This window comes from Pseudonocardia sp. GCM10023141, from assembly GCF_042653605.1.
Genome location: NZ_JBHSIR010000055.1, coordinates 188,937 through 203,622, shown reverse-complemented (window position 1 = coordinate 203,622; position 14,686 = coordinate 188,937). Strand labels below are relative to the sequence as shown.

General features: G+C 73.9%; 14 protein-coding genes. 4 read left to right on the top strand and 10 right to left on the bottom strand.

Annotated features, from left to right (window positions below):
- Nucleotides 1–3: 3 nt before the first annotated feature.
- Entirely contained in the window at nt 4–774 is a 771-nt protein-coding gene (locus ACFPFQ_RS29985; protein WP_379624801.1) for a glycosyltransferase family 2 protein, read from the bottom strand.
- Between the two features lie 57 nt (nt 775–831).
- Nucleotides 832–2,586 carry an ABC transporter ATP-binding protein gene (locus ACFPFQ_RS29980; RefSeq protein ID WP_379624799.1) on the bottom strand — a complete coding sequence of 585 codons (1,755 nt, stop codon included), beginning with the start codon at nt 2,584–2,586 and terminating at the stop codon, nt 832–834.
- A gap of 71 nt (nt 2,587–2,657) precedes the next feature.
- Here ACFPFQ_RS29980 and ACFPFQ_RS29975 point away from each other — a divergent pair, with 71 nt between their 5' ends.
- The gene (locus tag ACFPFQ_RS29975; RefSeq protein ID WP_379624797.1) at nt 2,658–3,230 is read left to right on the top strand and encodes a TetR/AcrR family transcriptional regulator; all 573 of its coding nucleotides are present in this window, start codon (nt 2,658–2,660) and stop codon (nt 3,228–3,230) included.
- 27 nt (nt 3,231–3,257) lie between these two features.
- Here ACFPFQ_RS29975 and ACFPFQ_RS29970 read toward each other — a convergent pair whose 3' ends face one another.
- Together ACFPFQ_RS29970 and ACFPFQ_RS29965 are read right to left on the bottom strand one after the other, a co-directional pair.
- The gene (locus ACFPFQ_RS29970) at nt 3,258–4,661 is read right to left on the bottom strand and encodes an ATP-binding protein (RefSeq protein ID WP_379624795.1); all 1,404 of its coding nucleotides are present in this window, start codon (nt 4,659–4,661) and stop codon (nt 3,258–3,260) included.
- Nucleotides 4,662–4,721: 60 nt separating this feature from the next.
- Nucleotides 4,722–5,627, bottom strand: coding sequence for an FAD:protein FMN transferase (locus ACFPFQ_RS29965; RefSeq protein ID WP_379624793.1), 906 nt, complete (start codon nt 5,625–5,627; stop codon nt 4,722–4,724).
- Nucleotides 5,628–5,788: 161 nt separating this feature from the next.
- On the opposite strand from ACFPFQ_RS29965, the gene ACFPFQ_RS29960 reads away from it, so the two are divergent.
- Nucleotides 5,789–6,814: a fatty acid desaturase family protein gene (locus ACFPFQ_RS29960; RefSeq protein ID WP_379624791.1), complete on the top strand. Its 1,026-nt coding sequence runs from the start codon at nt 5,789–5,791 to the stop codon at nt 6,812–6,814.
- A 47-nt stretch (nt 6,815–6,861) separates the two neighbouring features.
- Nucleotides 6,862–7,668, top strand: coding sequence for an isocitrate lyase/PEP mutase family protein (locus ACFPFQ_RS29955; RefSeq protein WP_379624789.1), 807 nt, complete (start codon nt 6,862–6,864; stop codon nt 7,666–7,668).
- Between the two features lie 25 nt (nt 7,669–7,693).
- Here ACFPFQ_RS29955 and ACFPFQ_RS29950 read toward each other — a convergent pair whose 3' ends face one another.
- The 5 genes from ACFPFQ_RS29950 to ACFPFQ_RS29930 form a co-directional block, all read right to left on the bottom strand.
- On the bottom strand, nt 7,694–9,067 hold the full coding sequence (locus ACFPFQ_RS29950; protein ID WP_379624787.1) for an AlkA N-terminal domain-containing protein: 1,374 nt from the start codon (nt 9,065–9,067) through the stop codon (nt 7,694–7,696).
- Nucleotides 9,068–9,125: 58 nt separating this feature from the next.
- The gene (locus ACFPFQ_RS29945) at nt 9,126–10,031 is read right to left on the bottom strand and encodes a M56 family metallopeptidase (RefSeq protein WP_379624785.1); all 906 of its coding nucleotides are present in this window, start codon (nt 10,029–10,031) and stop codon (nt 9,126–9,128) included.
- A gap of 19 nt (nt 10,032–10,050) precedes the next feature.
- Entirely contained in the window at nt 10,051–10,392 is a 342-nt protein-coding gene (locus ACFPFQ_RS29940; protein ID WP_379624783.1) for a BlaI/MecI/CopY family transcriptional regulator, read from the bottom strand.
- Nucleotides 10,393–10,431: 39 nt separating this feature from the next.
- Nucleotides 10,432–11,187: a L,D-transpeptidase gene (locus ACFPFQ_RS29935; RefSeq protein WP_379624781.1), complete on the bottom strand. Its 756-nt coding sequence runs from the start codon at nt 11,185–11,187 to the stop codon at nt 10,432–10,434.
- A 137-nt stretch (nt 11,188–11,324) separates the two neighbouring features.
- Nucleotides 11,325–12,050 (bottom strand): enoyl-CoA hydratase, encoded by a 726-nt coding sequence (locus tag ACFPFQ_RS29930; RefSeq protein WP_379624779.1) that lies wholly within the window; start codon nt 12,048–12,050, stop codon nt 11,325–11,327.
- Between the two features lie 101 nt (nt 12,051–12,151).
- On the opposite strand from ACFPFQ_RS29930, the gene ACFPFQ_RS29925 reads away from it, so the two are divergent.
- Nucleotides 12,152–13,651: an MFS transporter gene (locus tag ACFPFQ_RS29925; RefSeq protein WP_379624777.1), complete on the top strand. Its 1,500-nt coding sequence runs from the start codon at nt 12,152–12,154 to the stop codon at nt 13,649–13,651.
- Nucleotides 13,652–13,666: 15 nt separating this feature from the next.
- Here the strand turns inward: ACFPFQ_RS29925 and ACFPFQ_RS29920 are convergent, their stop codons facing one another.
- Nucleotides 13,667–14,620 carry a hypothetical protein gene (locus tag ACFPFQ_RS29920; protein ID WP_379624775.1) on the bottom strand — a complete coding sequence of 318 codons (954 nt, stop codon included), beginning with the start codon at nt 14,618–14,620 and terminating at the stop codon, nt 13,667–13,669.
- Nucleotides 14,621–14,686 lie beyond the last annotated feature (66 nt).

The following is a 14,686-nucleotide window of genomic DNA, read 5'->3' as shown; positions in this document are numbered from 1 at the left end:
ACGCTACGCCTCGACGGGCACCGTGCGCGCGGCGTGAACCGGGGCCTGCCGGGCGCGCACCCGCTCCGCCAGCAGCGTCCGCAGCACCCGGGCCCCATCGGAGAACGTGCGCAGGTTCGACCGGCCGAAGATCCGTTCCCGCTCCGTGGACGCCACCTCGGTGATCATCAGCCCGGCCGCGGCGACCCGGCAGTTGAGCAGCGTCTCGATCTCGAAGCCGTCGCCCCACCGCGGCTCGACCCCGTCGACGGCCGGCAGGTCCAGCAGTGGCAGCAGGCGCGTCCAGAACGCGTTGTAGCCGTAGCACAGGTCGGTGTAGGCGGTGCCGAACAGCAGGTTCGCCACGGCGCTGAGCGCGGCGTTACCCGCGCCCCGCAGCAACGTGATGTCCTCGCTGCCGCCGCCGCGGACGAACCTGCTGCCCTTGGCGACGTCGGCTCCCGCCCGCAGCGCTGCGACGAAGGCCGGGATCTCCCGCGGGTCCGCCGACCCGTCGGCGTCGAACATCACGACGATGTCACCGCTCGCGATGGCGAACCCGCAGGCCAGCGCGTTGCCCTTGCCCGTGCGCGACTGCTGGACGACGGTGGCCGCCGGCAGCACCCGCCGGGCGGTCGCGACGGTGTCGTCGGTCGAGTGCCCGTCGACCACGATGATCTCGTGCACGGCCGGGCGCAGCGCTGCGAGCGCCGGCAGCACGACCTCCAGGTTGCGCGCCTCGTTGCGGGTCGGGACCACCACGGACACCAGCGGTGGGGCTATGGGTGAGTGCATGGCCGGAAGGCTGCTGCAGTGATCCTGAACGGCGCCTGAACGAACCTGAACGCCGGGTCAGGAAGCGATCAGGTCCGGCGCCGGGCCAGTGTCGATCTTGAGGGCGCGCACCAGGTCACGGTAGAGCGCGTCGGACGCGAGCAGCTCGGCATGGGTGCCGGCGGCCCGCACCGCCCCGGCCTCCATCACCACGATCCGGTCGGCGTCCACCACCGTGGAGAGCCGGTGCGCGATCGTGACCACGGCACCGGTGCGTGCCACCCGGCGGACCGCCTCCTGCACGGCGGCCTCGGTCAGGCCGTCGAGCTGGGCCGTGGCCTCGTCGAGCAGCAGGATCTCGGGGTCGGACACGAGCGCGCGGGCCAGCGCGATCCGCTGGCGCTCGCCGCCGGAGACCACCGCGTTCGCCATCGGGGTGTCCAGGCCCAGTTCGAGGCTGCGCGCGCGCTCGTCCAGCCGGACCGCGGCCAGCGCCGCCCAGACAGCGGCCTCACCGGCGTCGGGGTCGGTGTAGAGCACGTTCTCCCGCAGGGTCCCGCTGACCAGCGGGGTGTCCTGCTCGACGTAGACGATCCGCCTGCGCACCTCCGCGAGCGGCAGCGACGCGAGCGGCGTGCCGCCGAGTACCAGCTCACCGCCGGTCGGGGTGACGAAACCGAGCATCAGCGAGAACAGCGTGGTCTTGCCCGCTCCGGACGGCCCGACGATGGCCGTGTGGCCGCGCGCCGCGATGTCGAGGTCGACGCCGGCGACGGCCGGTGGCGCCGCCGGTGCGTGCCGCGCGGTGACATTCCGGAACGAGAGGGCGGCCGGCGTCTCCCGGCGCGGCACCACCACACCGCCGGTGCGCTCCACCTCCAGGCCGTCGATCTCGCGGATCCGGGCCGCGGCCGCGATGCCCGCCTGCAGGTGCGTGATCGACTGCGACAGCTGCGACACGGGGTCCATCAGCCCGAACGCGTACAACAGGAATGCCACGAGCCCCGACACCGCGAGCGCTCCGGTGCCCACCCGGGCCGCCCCGATCGCGAGGATGAGCAGGATGGCGAGCTGCAGCCCGCTGCCGGCGACCGTCCAGGCCACCGCCTCGATGCGCACGGCGCGCACGCTCTGGTTCCGGGACGCCTCGGCTTCCGCGATGATCCGGGCGCTCTCGCGCTCCTCGGCCCGGCTGGCCTTGACGGTCCGGATCGCGCGCAGCGCTCCCTCCAGCGAGCCACCCATGCGGCCGACGGCGGCCTGCGCCGACTTCTGCGCTCGCGAGATGCCTGGCATGAGCAGCGCGAACACGATCATCACCACGATCATCGCGGCCAGCGTGGTGGCCAGCAGCACCCCGTCGAGCAGCGCCATCAGCACCAGCGCCCCGCCGATCCCGACCACGCCGTTGACGAGCTCCACCACGCTGCCCGCCGCCTCCCGCAGCAGCACGGTGTCGGACGTGACGCGGGTGACCAGCTCGCCACCGGGGCGCCGCGCCAGCTCGCCCAGCCGCACGCGGAAGAGCCTGCGCACCATCGCGCTGCGGGCGTCGAGCACGATCGTCTCGGCCAGCCGCCCCAGCAGCATCCACTGTGCGAGCCCGAACCCGGCGCCCGCCAGCAGCAGCGCGACGAGCAACCACACCCACTGTCCGATCGGCGTCCCGGAGCTGTTCGTGCTCGCTAGCCCGTCGAGCAGGCTGCGCGTGACCATCGGCGTCGCGAGCGTCGCCCCGGTGGTGGCCAGGCCCAGCACGATGCCGAGCGCCAGCACCCACCGGTGCGGCCGGACGAACGACCAGAGCACTCGCAGGTTCACTCCACCGAACACTTCAGCTACTTTTTGAGACGTCACTGTCTCATTTTACACCAGATATCATCCACCTTGGTAGGGTTCGGCACATGGCCAGCACGTCGCCGCCCGAATCCGGCACGCGGGCGCGCACCCGCCGCGCGATCATCGACGCGGCCGTCGGGGTGTTCTCGGAACGTCCGGCCGCGGCGCTGGGCGACGTCGCCGACGCGGCCGGGGTCGCCCGCAGCACCCTGCACCGCTACTTCGCCGACCGCGGCGAGCTCATCGCGGCGCTGGTCGACCACGCGATCGAGCGCGGCGAGGCGGCGCTGGCCGGCGCGTCCATCGACGACGGCCCACCGGCGGCGGCGCTGCGCAGGCTGACCCGCAGCTACTTCGAGATCGGGCCGCTGATGGTCCTGCTGTCCTCGGGCAAGCTCGAAGGTGGGGACGACTCGCTGTGGGCCCGCCTGGAGTCGGCCGACGACCCGATGCTCGGGCTCATCCGGCGTGGCCTCGCCGACGGCACGTTCGAGCCCGCGTTCGACGCCGAGTGGATCCGCGCCACGTTCTGGGCGATCGTCTACTCGGGCTGGGAGATGGTGAGCACCGGCCGGATACCGCGCCAGAGCGCGATCGGCACCGTCGTCCACACCCTGGAGAAGGCGCTGCTGGCCTGATCGGAGCCGATCAGGCCAGCAGGAGGATCAGCCGTAGCTGACGGAGTCGCCGCTGTCGGACTCGTCCTTCGCCAGCCGGCGCGTGAGGAACAGCAGCTCCAGCGCCAGCTCGGCGGCGCTCGCCATCGGGCCCGGGTCCTCGGTCCCACCGGCGTCGAGCCGCTTGGCCACCTCGGTGAGCGCGTCGACGGTGGGCAGGGCCGCCACCACCTCGACGGCGGGCACCCGCTCCCCCGTGCGCACCGGGGAGCCGGAGACGGCCTCGGCGAGCGGGTTCAGGTCGATCCCGCGCAGCCGGGCACGCGCGGTGTCGGCCGTCGCCTTGCGCAGCAGGTGCTGCAGGTGCTCGGCCTCGCGACCCTCCTCACCGGAGGCGAACTCCAGCTTGCCGCGCAGCACGGCCGGCACCGACTCCAGGTCGACGGGCCGGGCGTAGGCCTGCTCCTCGCCGGTGATGGCGGCGCGGCGCAGCGCAGCGGCGGCCACGGTCTCCGCGGCGGCCACGGAGAACCGCGCCGACACCCCGGATCCCTGGTCGACGGCGCTGGACTCGCGCAGCGCCCGCGTGAACCGGGCGATGACCTCGAGCAGGTGTCGCGGCACGGGCGCCACCAGCTCCGCCTCCTGCTGCACCAGCGCGATCTCGTCGGCGAGCTCGATCGGGTAGTGCGTGCGCACCTCGGCGCCGAACCGGTCCTTGAGCGGGGTGATGATCCGCCCGCGGTTGGTGTAGTCCTCGGGGTTCGCCGACGCCACGAGCAGCACGTCGAGCGGCAGGCGCAGGGTGTAGCCGCGGACCTGGATGTCGCGCTCCTCCATCACGTTGAGCAGCGAGACCTGGATGCGCTCGGCGAGGTCGGGCAGCTCGTTGATGGCGACGATGCCGCGGTGCGCGCGGGGCACGAGGCCGTAGTGGATGGTCTCCGGATCGCCCAACGAGCGGCCCTCCGAGACCTTCACCGGGTCGATGTCGCCGATGAGGTCGGCGACGGCGGTGTCGGGGGTGGCGAGCTTCTCGGTGTAGCGGTCGTCGCGGTGGCGCCAGGTGATCGGCAGCTCGTCGCCGAGCTCGGCCGCCCGCCGCCGCGAGGCCGGGGTGATCGGGTCGTAGGGGTGTTCGCCAAGCTCGGAGCCCTCGATGACCGGGGACCACTCGTCGAGCAGGCCGACGATCGAGCGCAGCAGGCGGGTCTTGCCCTGGCCGCGCTCGCCGAGCAGCACGACGTCGTGCCCGGCGATGAGGGCACGCTCGAGCTGGGGCAGCACGGTGGACTCGAACCCGACGATGCCGGGCCACGCGTCGCGCCCCTCGCGGAGCGCGCTGATCAGGTTGGTACGGATCTCGTCCTTGACGCCACGCAGTTCGTGGCCGGACGCCAGCAGGGCGCCGAGGGTACGGGGAAGATCACGAGAGGGAAGATCATGGGGCACGCATCCACGCTACGCCCGGCGCGGGCGCGGCGCGCCCCGATCGCGCGCACCGGACCGGGATCAGGCCCGCGCCGGCCAGCACCCGACACGCCGGACCGTGCCGTCGGCGGCGACGAGCTCCGCGGCGAGCCCGAGCCCGTCCAGCCAGGTGGCGGCCGCGGTACCGCGCAGCAGGGCACTGCGGCAGGCCGCGCTCGCGGCGGGCCCGTTCGCGGCGGCGACGGTGATGCTGCGCCAGGCCGGCACGACATCGCGGCCCGTGGTGGGCACGACGATGCGGCGCAGGTCGACGCGACCGTCCGACAACGCGAGGCGGGGCTGGCGCACGGTGCTGACCCGCGACACCGCGCCGCCGTCGAGCGCCACGATCTGCGGCGGGAGCTCGCCCGGAATGGCGGCAGCGCCCTCGTCGAGCAGCTCGAGCCGCCAGCCGCCCACCGGGGCGAGCCCGGACGTCGCGACGTGGTCGCCGATGGCGACCAGCACGCCGCAGTTCGTGGCCTCGGCGACGGCCTCGGCGCAGCGCTGCGCCGTCCAGGCGTAGGCCGACGCGCCGGGGGCGATGTGCATGATGTCGCGCTCGCGGCGCCGGACCGCGGGTCTGAGGGTGCGCTGCCACGGGTGCAGGACCGGGACGTGCACCGGGGCCCCGGGGGGCACCGCGGCGAGCGCGTACGGGAAGGGGCCGATGCCGTCCGGGTCGGTGTCGGTGGGCTGCGGGCCGAACAGCGCGTCCTCGCGCGGACCGACGGGCCAGCCGCTCTCCCGCAGGAGGCGGCGCACCACCGATCCGGCGCGGCGCGGGTTGACGAGGCGATCGGCGACGGCGAGGCGCCGCTCCAGCACCTCGCGCGCGAAGTAGAGCGCCCACGGGTCCGTCACGACCAGCCGGCAGCGGTTGTCCCAGACCATCCACTCAGCGCCGACCGTCGCCGTACGGTCACCGGTGTGCAGCGGCAAGGTCATCTCTGAAAGCCTCCGTCGTCGATCAGATGGGGAGCAGATTCGCAGACGGCCGCTGTGACGACGCTGAAAGCGTTCGGGGCCGATGAACGGGGGGTGATCCCCACCCCGACCCGGGGGCGCGCAGGCTCACGATCGGACCGGCGCCACCGCAGGCTCGGATCATGACGATCGACACCGCCACCGTCGCCGCTGGCAGCGACTTCGCGCGCCTCTCCCGCCGGGTCGCCGCACACGGCCTGCTGGAGCGCAGGCCCGCCTACTACGCCACCCGGTTCGCCGTGCTGGGCGCAGGACTCGCCGCGCTCGGCGCCGCGTTCCTGCTGCTCGGTGACTCGCCGTGGCAGCTGCTCGTGGCGGCGCTGGCCGCCGTCGCCTACGGCCAGACCGCCTTGCTCGCCCACGACGTCGCGCACCGTCAGGTGTTCCGCACCCGCCGCGCCGCGGAGATCGCGGGGAGGCTGTTGGGCAACCTCGGGATCGGCATGTCGTACGGGTGGTGGATGGATCACCACACGCGCCACCACGCGAACCCCAACCACGAGGGCCTCGACCCCGACGTCGACCCGGGCGCGCTGGCGTTCACCCCGGAACAGGCCCGGCGCTCGCGCGGGGTGGCCCGCTTCGTCCAGCGCCACCAGGCCGGGCTGTTCTTCCCGATCCTCACCCTCGCCGGCCTGGACCTGCGGCGGGCGAGCGTGCAGGGGCTGCTCGGCGCGGCGACGATCCGGCGCCGTGGCCTCGAGCTCGGGCTGATGGCCGCGCACGCGGTCGGCTACCTCGGAGCGCTGTTCCTCGTGCTGCCGCCCGGGCTCGCGGTCGCGTTCTTCGTGGTGCACCAGTGCCTGTTCGGCGTCTACCTCGGCTCCATCTTCGCGCCCAACCACAAGGGCATGGAGATGCCGGATGGCAAGCTCGACTTCCTCCGCAAGCAGGTGCTGACCTCGCGCAACGTCCGCGGCGGCCGCTACACCGACCGGCTGGTCCACATCGCGATGGGCGGGCTGAACCACCAGATCGAGCACCACCTGTTCCCGAGCATGCCGACCGCGAACCTGCGCGCAGCCCGTGCCGTCGTGCGGCAGTACTGCGCCGAGGTCGGCGTCAGCTACCACGAGACGGGTCTCGTGGCGTCGTGGCGGGAGATGCTGGGCCACCTGCACCGGGCGGGTGAGCCGCTGCGGTCGTGACCGGATGTGGCCAGACCCGCGGCGCCACCGGACCGAGGATCTCCACCATGGTTTCCAACGCGCTCCGCGACCTGCACGCACGACCCCCGCTGGTGCTGCCCAACGCGTGGGATCCCGGCTCGGCGGTGGCGATCGTGGCGGCGGGCGCCGCGGCGATCGCGACCACCAGCGGTGGCCTGTCGTGGGCCGCCGGGGTGCCGGACGCGGGTGGCCTCGGCCGCGACGCCGCGCTGGACGCGCTGCGCCGGATCGTCGGCGCCGTGTCGGTGCCCGTGACAGCCGACATCGAGACCGGCTACGGCACGACCCCCGACGAGGTGGCCGCCACGATCGCCGCCGTGCTCGCCACCGGCGCGATGGGCGTCAACATCGAGGACAGCCCCGGAGCCGGTGACGCCGCGCTGCTCGATGCGGGAGCGCAGGCGGAACGACTGGCCGCGGCCCGGGCAGCCGCGGTGGCCGCGGGCGCCGACCTCGTCATCAACGCCCGCACCGACACCTTCCTCGCCGGCTCCGGCACTCCGGCGGAACGCCTCGCCGCCACGATGGCCCGGGCGCAGCGCTACGCCACCGCCGGCGCCGACGTGCTGTTCGTGCCGGGCGTCGTCGACGCCCAGACCATCCGCACGCTGGTGGCAGGGCCGCTGCCGATCAACGTCATGGTCCACCCCGGAGCGCTGAGCGTGAGGGAGCTCGCCGATCTCGGGGTCGTGCGGATCAGCGTCGGCACCGCCGTGGCGCAGGCCGCCTACGGCCGGGCGGCGGCGGCGACGCGGGAGCTGCTCGGGGCCGGCACCTACAGCACGCTGGAGGACGCCATGGGCTACGGCGAGCTCAACGACCTGTTGCGCTGAACCTCTCCCCCCGCCCCTCCGGACGTCAGGAAGGACGCCCTCCTGACGTCCCGCGCGGGGTCGGCGCGGTCATGAGGTGGATCGCCGCCAGCGCCCGCCATGGCCGCCAGCGCTCGCTCGCGTCGGCGCCGTACCCGCGCAGGGTCGGGTCGGCTGCGGGGAAGGCGTCGCGCGCGCCCAGCCGCAGCGCGATGTGGTGCGCCGTGGACTCCTCGACACCCGGCACCGCCAGCAGCGCCCCCACCAGCTCGGCGAGGGACGCTCCCCCGTCGAGCGAGACGGTGCCCGCCACCACCGCACGCGCCAGCCCCCCGACGATCGGCGACACCCCCGACGCCCCCGACGCCTCGGCCAGCACCGCCGCGGACGGGAAGGCGTGCGTGAGCCCGTGACCCAGGCCCGGCACCGGCTCGCCGTGGTCGGCGGCCAGCCGCCCGATGTCCTCCCGAGCCGCAGCGCCATCGGTGAACTGGCCCGCTGCGGTCTGGCACAGCACCGCATGCACGGCCACCTCGAACGGGCCCCACACACCCGGCACCCGCACGCCCGGGCGCGCGCCGATCAGCGGTCCGACGACGGGGTCACCGGCCAGCTGCGTCGCGGCCAGCAGCGGCTCGGCGTCGAGCCCGACGAGGCGGCCCGCCCGTTCCACGACGTGGATGACGCCCTCCCAGTACGGCAGGTGCGCGCGCAGCCGGAGATGGTCGTCGCCACCCGGCCCGATCTCGATCATGCCGGGGGCGCCGTCGAGCGTGATGGTGCGGCGGTAGGTCCCCGACGCCACCGACTCGACGCCCGGCACGGCCCGCTCGGCGAGGAACCCGAGCACCGCGTCCCAGTCGTAGGGCGCGGTGAACGGCATCCGCAGCACCAGCCCGCCGTCGGCCGCGAGCCGGTCGGTCCGGCGGCGCCGCTCGCGCAGCTCCCGCGGGGAGTACCGGAAGACCTCGCGCATCGTCCGGTTGAACTGGCGCAGGCTGCCGAACCCGGAGGCGAACGCGACGTCGGCGACCGACAGCTCCGAGTCGTCGAGCAGCCGTCGGGCGAAGTGGGCCCGCCGGGAGCGGGCGAACTGGTCGGGGGTGACCCCGAGGTGGTCGTGGAACAGCCGGCGCAGATGCCGCGCCGACAGGCCGAGCCGCCCGCCGAGCTCGGCCTCGCCCGCCTCGTCGAGGACACCCCCGATCAACAGCTGGACGGCGCGGCACACCAGCTCCGGCGCGTCGTCGGCGACGGTCCCGGCCACCCGGTAGGGCCGGCAGCGCAGGCAGGCGCGGTAGCCGGCAGCCTCGGCCGCGGCGGCCAGTTCGAAGGTCCGCACGTTCTCGGCGCGCGGCTGGGCCCCGCAGCCGGGCCGGCAGTAGATGCCGGTGGTGCGTACGGCGGAGTACGTCGTCACGGTTGCACGATGGCCCCGCGGCGCGCCGCGCGCTGGCCGGATTCGGACCTCATGGCCGTCATCCGAACAACAGCAGCACCGTGGGCAGGGCGATCAGTGCGATGGCGGCGAGCCGCACCAGCACCCGCACCGCGACCGGCAGCGGCGGCGGCGGCGCCTCGATCCGTTCCAGGCGGTGCTCCAGCGCGGCGGTGAACGAGCTGAGCGCCGCGGCCGGGGCCGCCCCTCCCATCGAGCGCAGCGCGTTGACCAGCTCCTTCGGCGCCACCCGGGATGCGGCGACGTCGTCGGCGCGCATCTCGATCAAGGCTGCGACGGCGATCTGGGCGCACACCATCCCGGTGACGAAGGGTGCCGTGGCACCCCACGCGACGAACGGCAGCACGACGAGGTCATGGCGTTCCCGCAGGTGCGTGCGCTCGTGCGCCAGCACCGCCCGCACCCCGGGCGGGTCGAGCGTGTCGAGCACGCCCGCGGACAGCACCAGCCGCGACCGCAGGCCGGGCAGGCAGTACGCCACCGGCACCGGGTGGTCGAGCACGCGTGCGCCGGGCGCTGCGGGCCAGGGAGTGCCCAGCAGGTCGAGCAGGTCGCGGTGGCGGGCGCGGGCGCGCAGCGTCCGGAAGGTGACGGCCAGCAGCACCCCGACCAGGCGCAACGCCACGACCGTGGCGGCGATGAGCGCAAGCAGGTGCAGCACGTCCAGCTGGGGCGGGAGCCCTCCCGCCGAGAGCGCGTGGACGAAGGCGGGCGTCGCCACCCGCAACGTCGGCCCCAGCGGCGCGAGCCCGAACACCACGCCCGAGCCGAGCAGCGACAGTCCCCCGGCCAGCCCGACGGCCTGCCAGGCGAGCAACCCGCCCACCGGGTCCCGCGCCGGCCAGCGGGCCGCGGCCAGCGCGCGGCTGACCGGCTCGGCGAGCAACACGCCGAGCACCAGCAGTCCGAGGGCCGTCAGCTCCATTGCGGCGGCTGGAGGTGGTTCAGCCGAGCAGATCGCGCAGCGCGGCGCGTTCGTCGTCGGGCATGTTGCCGAGGAACCGGGCCAGCGCCGCGCCGCGGTCGGGGGCGGCGTCCAGGGCGTCGAGCATCAGCTCGGCGACGTGGTCCTCGCGGCTGGCCACGGAGCGGTAACGGTGGGCCCGCCCGGCACGTTCCCGGGAGACGAGCCCCTTGCGCTCGAGGCGGCCCAGTACCGTCAGCACGGTGGTGGTGGCCAGATCCCGACCCGCCAACGCATCCTGCACGTCGCGAGCCGTCAACGGGGTGGCGGCGGACCAGAGCGTTTCCATCACTGCACGTTCCAACTCACCCAGCGTCGCCACAAGTCCATTCTACACTCCGTAGAACGCTTGCTGCCAGCGTCACTTGACCTGAACCTGGTCGCCGACCTGCAGGTAGCCGAACCAGGCCACCGCGTCGTCGTGGTTGAGCTTCACACAACCCGCCGAATAGGTGTCCTGGCGACCCTCGTGGAAGGCGATGCCGCCGTCGGCGAAGAACACCGAGTAGGGCATCTGGGTGAAGTACTCGCGGCTGGTGTAGACCTCGGCCTTCCACTGCACGGCGAACGTGCCGCGTGGCGTCGGGTCGTCCCGGTCCCCGGTCATCACCGGCACCGGACCCCGGATGACCTTGCCGTCCTGCAGCAACCAGGACAGGCGCTTGTCCAGCTGGACGCAGGCCCGCGCGGCTGCCGTGCACGGCGTACCCGGGACCAGCGCGTCCCCACCGGCAGGGGCCACCGGAGCAGCAGCCGGAGCAGCAGCGCGAGCGGGCGCAGGTGCCGCGGCGGGCGCGGGCGCTGCCGGGGCCGGTGTGGCCGCCGGTGCCGCACCCGTGCCGGAGCGCACTGGCAGCCCCTGCGCCGGAACGGCCGCAGCATCGGCGGGCGGCGGAGCAGGGGCGGTGGTGACGGGTGCGGGCGGTCGAGCCGCCCGGGTCGGTGTCGGGGCGAGCAGCCCACCGATCGAGCCGGAGCCTCCGGGTGCGGCAGGCGCGCCCTCTGCAGCATTGCTGATCCCGACGGTCACCAGTGCCGTGGCGACGACGAGCGCCGTCGCCACCGCTGCGCGGACGACGGTCGTTCGCCTGCCCCCGCGCCGGATGTGTGCACCCAACGTCCTTGACCTCCCCAACGTCACTGGCTGATCAACGACGCTCCGGACGGGAGGTGACGGTCGGCGGTCGGACATTCACTCACAGTCGCAACGGGCCCCACACCGGTATCCGCCGGCGGCACTGGCCCGTGAACAACTCAGCGACCCGTGAACACCGGGGCCCGCCGGGCGACCCGGGCCCGCTGCCCCTCGACGAGGTCGGCGCTCGCCCAGCAGGCCTCGAAGGCCGCAAGCAGTTCGGGCGCGTCGACGGGCAGGTCCGTGCGATCGGCTGCCAGCTTGTTGTAGGCCAGCGTCAGCGGCGCGAGCGCGGCGATCTCGGCGGCCAGCGCCAGCGCGTCGGCGGTGGAGCCGATCCGGTCGACCAGGCCGCGGGCACGGGCCAGGTCGGCGTCGATCTGGTCGCAGGCGAGCAGGAGTGCCCGCGCGGTGCCGCCGCCTGCCAGCTGCGCGATCCGGTGCACCGTCCACGGGTCGACGGCCAGCCCGATCTTCGCGGTGGGCACGCCGAACACCGCCTCCGGGGCGGCGACCCGCAGGTCACAGGCGATCGCGAGCTGGGTGCCGGCACCGATCGCGGGCCCGTTGACGGCCGCGATGACGGGCACCCTGGCCTCGGTGATCGCGTGCAGCGCTGTGTAGAGGCCGTCGCGGAACCCGTCGGTGTAGACCTCGCCGAGATCCGCCCCGGAGCAGAAGCTGGTGCCGGCACCCGTCACGACGATGGCACGGGCGCCCGCGGCGAGCACCTCGGCCACCGCAGCGGCCAGCAGCCCGCAGTGCTCCACGTCGAGGGCGTTGCGCCGCTCCTGACGGTCCAGCTCGACGAGCCCGACTCCCCCGGTGACCGACGCGTTGATCAACGGACGCTCCTTCTGCACGGCGACACGACCACCGCGGACGCTACGTGACCCACCGGTAACCCCGGAGTCCGTGTGACCCGGCACGCTTTAAGCTGCGCGCCATGGTGGCCGAAGCGGGCGCGCTGCGCATGGGTACGCCGGCCGGACGGTGGGTGCTGGCCACCACCGTGCTCGGCTCGAGCCTGGCGATGATCGACGGCACCGTCGTCAACGTGGCGCTCGAGCGCATCGGCACCGAGTTCGGGGCCGGCTTCGCCGCGCTGCAGTGGACGATCAACGCCTACACGCTCACGCTGGCGTCGCTGATCCTGCTCGGCGGCTCGCTGGGTGATCACTTCGGCCGCCGCCGCGTCTTCCTGATCGGCGTGATCTGGTTCGCGCTGGCGTCACTGGCCTGCGGGCTCGCGCCCGATTCCGGCACGCTCATCGCCGCCCGTGCGCTGCAGGGGGTGGGTGGCGCGCTGCTGACCCCGGGCAGCCTCGCGATCATCTCCGCGTCGTTCCACGGGCCGGACCGGGCCGCCGCCGTCGGCGCCTGGTCGGGACTGGGCGGCATCGCCGGGGCGGTCGGCCCGTTCCTCGGTGGCTGGCTCGTCGAGTGGAACTGGCGGGTGGTGTTCCTGATCAACCTGCCGCTCGCGGCGCTCGTGGTCGTGGTGGCGCTGCGCCACGTGCCGGAGAGCCGCGACGCGGAGTCCGCATCCGGTCTCGACGTGGCCGGCACCGTGCTGGCCGTGATCGGTCTCGGCGCGCTCACCTACTCCCTCACCGGGCTCGGCGCGCAGGGACCGCAGCCGCTGCTGCTCGGCGCGCTCGGGGTCGGTCTGCTCGCGCTGGTCGCGTTCGTGCTGGTGGAACGCCGCTCCGCGCACCCGCTGGTGCCGCCCGCGCTGTTTCGCAACCCGCTGTTCAGCGCCGCCAACGCGGCCACGCTGCTGATCTACGGCGCGCTGGGCGTGGTGTTCCTGCTGCTGGTGCTGCAGTTGCAGACCGTCGCGAAGTTCAGCCCGCTCGCGGCGGGCACGGCCCTGCTGCCCGTCACGCTGATCATGCTGCTGTTCTCGGCGCGGGCCGGTGCGCTCGCCGGCCGGATCGGCCCGCGGCTGCCGATGACCATCGGCCCGCTGATCAGCGCCTGCGGGTTGCTGCTCATGCTGCGGGTCGGCGGGCAGACGTCCTGGCTCGCCGACGTCCTGCCCGCCGTGCTGGTCTTCGGTGCCGGGCTGGCGCTGACCGTCGCCCCGCTCACCGCCACCGTGCTCGACGCCGCTCCCGACCGGTTCGCCGGCTCGGCATCGGGGGTCAACAACGCCGTCGCGCGCGCCGCGGGCCTGCTGTCGGTGGCCGTGATCCCGGGGATCGCCGGCATCGGCGGCGCCGACTACCAGGACCCCGTTGCCTTCGACGCGGGTTTCCACATGGCGATGATGATCGGTGCCGGCCTGCTCGTGGTCGCCGCCGCCGTCTCGTTCGTGTTCGTGCGGCGACCGCTGGCCGCGGCCGCCGCACCCGACCGCGTCGAGATCGCGAAGTGCCTGCACTGCGGCGTGAACGGCCCGCAGGTCCATCCCGCCGACACCGCGCGCGCCGACACCGACTAGTTGCCGGCGTGCGGTTCAGCGGGTGAACGTCATCCGCCAGTTCGGCTCCCAGGTGGTGCCGCCGTCCGCGCTGAAGGACTGCTCCCACACCGGGACGGCGCCACGCGTCCAGCGGAAACGGACCTCGACGGGGCGACCGTCGAGCGTGTCGAACCCGTGGAACCGGCCCACCCCGTCGGCGTCGAACCCGCCGCGCACCGGCGGGGTCAGCACACCGTCGCGGCGCGTCACCCACCAGATCGACCACTGCCGCGCAGCCGGGTCGAACAGCCGCAGCGTCAGCCCGCCGCTGCTGGGGCCCGGGAAGTCGTTCTCGTCAAGGCTGGCCGCGCCGTCGAAGTGGGTCCACCCGTGCGCCGTGCCCGGCACGTCGGTCCAGGTGGTGGCGCCCGACAGCGGGGCGTCAAGACGGTGGTGCGCCACGGTCCAGTCCCCGCGGAGGAAGTCGAAGTCGCTGGTGGGCGCCGGGATGTCGAGCCGCGGCGGCGGTGTCGCCCTGCGGGTGAACTCCATGGTCCAGTTGGTCTCCCAGGTGACGCCGCCGTCCACGGAGAAGCCCTGCTCCCAGTGCGCCGTGGTGGCGGTGACGGCGGACCAGCGGTACGCGGCGAGGATCGGACGGCCGTCGTGCTCGTCGGCGCCGACGAACTCGCACGCGCCGTCCTCCCACCGCCCCCGCACCGGTGGCTGCAGCGTGCCGGTGCGGCTGTCGACCCAGTAGACGCTCCACTCCCGGGCCACCGGATCGAACAGGCGCACCGACATCCCGAAGTGGCCCCTGGTGGGGAACTGCATCTCGTCGATGCTGACGGCACCATCGAACGCCGTGCGCGCGGTGCAGGTGCCGGCGTGCTCCTCCCACTCGGTGCTGCCGGTCAGTGGCGCGACGAGCCTGCGGTGGACGACGTCGAACGTGCCCGTGAGGAAGTCGAAGTCGCTCGTGGTCTTCGTGCCCGGTGCTGCGGTCATGCCCCGAGCCTCCCGGGGATAGCTGCCAACCGATGGCAGTCTTTCTGTCGGACCGGGTGCCTACCC